Raw genomic sequence first — 3,315 nt, forward strand, 5'->3', positions numbered from 1 at the left:
AGAAGCGCGCAGATAGTAGGACTTTCACGCCCCCTCCCCTTGCGGGAGGGGGTAGGGGGAGGGGTGCCACACGCGTCCCTTCACCAAAGGAACAGGATCCGTCTGTCGTTTCTGCGGAGGCGCCGAATTTCGCAGGCGACGAGAGAAGTGCCTGCGGCGAACGGGATGTGGTCCATGGCTCCGTGACGGACTTGTGTCTGTCGCTCCCCTCCCCCTACCCCCTCCCGCAAGGGGAGGGGGCGTGAAAGTCCTACTATCTGCGCGCTTCTTCAAGGCGCTCCCTCTTCCGGGTCCGGCGGCCAGAGCCAGGCGGCGCCGCGCACGCCGGAGGAATCGCCATGCAGCGGCGGCAGGAGCCGCGTGTCGACGCGATCGGAGAAGACGAAGCGGCCCCAGAGCCTTGGGACATTGTCATAGAGGCGCGTCAGGTTCGAGAGCCCGCCGCCCAGCAGGATGACTTCGGGATCGAGCAGATTGATGACATGGGCAAGGCCGCGCGCGAGCCGCTCCTCGTAGCGCGCCATCGCGGCTTCGGCATCCTGTTCTCCGGAAGACGCCGCCTTGGCGATCTCGGCCGCGACCAGCGTCCGGCCCGACGCCCGGCGATATTCGCTTTCGAACGCAGGGCCGGAGAGGAAGGTCTCGATGCAGCCCTCGCGGCCGCAATAGCAGCGCCGTCCCTCCAGCTCGCCCGCTTTCGGCCAGGGCAGGGGATTGTGGCCCCATTCGCCGGCGATGGCGTTCGCGCCCAGCAAGGGCCGGCCCTCGATCGCGATCCCGCCGCCGACTCCGGTGCCGAGGATCACGCCGAAGACAAGGCGTGCACCGGCCCCGGCGCCATCGACCGCTTCCGAAACGGCGAAGCAGTTGGCATCGTTCGCCACCCGCACCGGCCGCGCCAGGCGCTGCTCCAGATCTCGATCGAGCGGCTTGCCGATGAGCCAGGTCGAGTTGGCGTTCTTGACCAGCCCCGTGGCGGGCGAGAGGGCGCCCGGGATCCCGACACCGACACTGAGCCGCCGGGCGGGCCCACCATGGCGCGTGGCCAAGGCCTCTTCGAGTTGGCGCACCAGCGCCGCGACGGCATCGAGCGTCGCCTCGTAATTGCCGCGCGGGCTCGCGACGCGCCGCCGCTCGAGGACCTCGCCGGCGGCCCCGAGGAGGATGGCCTCGATCTTGGTGCCGCCGAGATCGACCCCGATCCGCGCCCGCCCCGTGGTTTGGGGCTTGGCGGCGCCGCCATCGCTCGTCACAGCTTGGTCCTCACCCGTGCTCATCGTCCCCTGATATCGTCCCGAAACGGCTCCGATGCGGCCTCGCGGGGGTTCTTTTTCGGAAGCTGTGGCCGGAATCGGCCCCTATCTTCGGCCAAGCCCGGATTTCCGCGGGTTTTCGAGGGCTTGCCCGCCGTTGAAAACATCCGCGATCAACAAAATATTAACGATGCCGGGGTTATGCGTTAAGAGATGTCCTGGCCTTCATGGGAACGTCAGTAACGGGGTCCAGACAGGGATGGGCCCCGGCATTCGCACTGACCCCTGCTGGGCGTCTGGGGGCGGCATGAACGACACGATACGCGAATTTCCTTCCGCGGATGCACCGCGCCGAAGCGGCGCCGGGAAGACCGTGCTCATCGTCGAAGACAATGAGCTCAACATGAAGCTCTTCCACGATCTGATGGAAGCGCATGGCTACAACATCCTTCAAACCCGCGACGGCATGGAAGCGCTGAAGCTGGCGCGCCAGCACCGGCCGGATCTGATCCTCATGGACATCCAGCTGCCCGAGGTCTCGGGGCTGGAGGTCACGAAATGGATCAAGGAGGACGACGATCTGCGCGCGATCCCCGTGATCGCGGTCACGGCCTTCGCCATGAAGGGCGACGAAGAGAAAATCCTTCAGGGCGGCTGCGAGGCCTATATCGCCAAGCCGATCTCGGTGGCTCAGTTCCTGAGCACCGTCGAAAGGTTCCTGCGGTAGGGCCGGGCGCGCGATGTCAGGACGCGTCCTCGTCGTCGACGATGTGGCCGCCAACCGGCGGCTCCTGGAGGCCAAGCTCTCGGCCGAGTATTTCGACGTCGAACTCGCCGAGAACGGTCCCGACGCGCTCGCGAAGATCGAGCAATCCCCGCCCGACATCATCCTGCTCGACGTGATGATGCCCGAGATGGACGGGTTCGAGGTCTGCCGGCGCATCCGCGCCGACGGACGCTTCGCCCATCTGCCGGTCGTGATGGTCACGGCGCTCTCCGACGTCTCGGATCGCGTGCGCGGCATCGAAGCCGGCGCCGACGATTTCCTCACCAAGCCGGTCAACGACCTGGCGCTCTTCGCCCGGGTGCGCTCGCTGCTGCGTCTCAAGCTGATGATGGACGAGTGGCGCGTGCGCGAGGCGGTCTGGAACCGCTTCAATATCGACGGCACGCCCGCCGACGGCGAGGTCGAGCATGGCCATGCCCGCGTGCTGCTGATTGCCAGGCCCGGCGACACCGCCGACCGGGTGACCCAGACCCTGGCCCAGGACCAGAACGACACGCTGCTGCTGCCGGCGGGCCCCGAGGCGGTCCAGCGCGCGCGCAGCGAGACCTTCGACCTGGTGATCGTCGATTTCGCCATCGGCGCCTCCGAGGGCTTGAGGATCTGCTCGCAGCTGCGCGCCTATGAAGGCACGCGGCAGATGCCGATCCTGGTGATCGTCGGCTCGATCGACGCGCCGGAACTGGCCAAGGCGCTCGATATCGGCGCCACGGACTATCTGGTCGAGCCGATCGACGGCAGCGAGCTCCACGCCCGCGCCCGCACCCAGGTGCGCCGCTCGCGCTATTACGACCTGCTGCGCCGCCATTACGAGCGCGGCCTTTCGCTGGCGCTCATCGACAGTCTCACCGGCCTCAACAACCGCCGCTATATGGAGCAGCATCTGGCCGAGCTGATGCGCCGCACCGGCAGCTCGGGCAAACCGCTCTCGCTCATCGTCGGCGATATCGATCATTTCAAGCTGGTTAATGACCGCCATGGCCATGCGGCGGGCGACGAGGTGCTGAAGGAGGTCGCGCGGCGCCTGACGGCGAACCTGCGCAGCTTCGACATGGTGGTGCGGTTGGGCGGCGAGGAATTCTTCGTGGCGATGCCCGAGGTCGGCTACGAGGCCGCCGTCTCGGTCAGCGATCGCCTGCGCAAATCGATCGCCGAGAAGCCGATCACGGTCGGCAACGAGCTGATTCCCGTCACCATCAGCCTGGGCGTGACGCTGGCCGATCTCGACGAGCCGATGGAGGCGGGCCTCCGGCGCGCCGACCAGGCGATGTATCGCGC

At 67.1% G+C, this 3,315-nt stretch carries 3 protein-coding genes; 2 read left to right on the forward strand and 1 reads right to left on the reverse strand.

All coding sequences use genetic code 11. The annotated features are described in order from the left end of the window. Positions 1–269 precede the first annotated feature (269 nt). Entirely contained in the window at positions 270–1,277 is a 1,008-nt protein-coding gene (locus ACREE8_RS09210) for an ROK family protein (protein ID WP_431572690.1), read from the reverse strand. A gap of 283 nt (positions 1,278–1,560) precedes the next feature. On the opposite strand from ACREE8_RS09210, the gene ACREE8_RS09215 reads away from it, so the two are divergent. Both ACREE8_RS09215 and ACREE8_RS09220 read left to right on the forward strand, forming a co-directional pair. Then, positions 1,561–1,980 carry a response regulator gene (locus tag ACREE8_RS09215; RefSeq protein WP_431572691.1) on the forward strand — a complete coding sequence of 140 codons (420 nt, stop codon included), beginning with the start codon at positions 1,561–1,563 and terminating at the stop codon, positions 1,978–1,980. 13 nt (positions 1,981–1,993) lie between these two features. Next, positions 1,994–3,315 (forward strand): PleD family two-component system response regulator (locus ACREE8_RS09220; protein WP_431572692.1); only part of this gene is annotated, 1,322 nt, incomplete at its 3' end.

This window comes from Hypericibacter sp. (genome assembly GCF_050729195.1).
GTDB lineage: Bacteria > Pseudomonadota > Alphaproteobacteria > Dongiales > Dongiaceae > Hypericibacter.

Coding starts and splice junctions, on each gene's coding strand:
- ACREE8_RS09210 (WP_431572690.1), bottom strand. CDS start 1,277: ATGAGCACGGGTGAGGACCAAGCTGTGACGAGCGATGGCGGCGCCGCC.
- ACREE8_RS09215 (WP_431572691.1), top strand. CDS start 1,561: ATGAACGACACGATACGCGAATTTCCTTCCGCGGATGCACCGCGCCGA.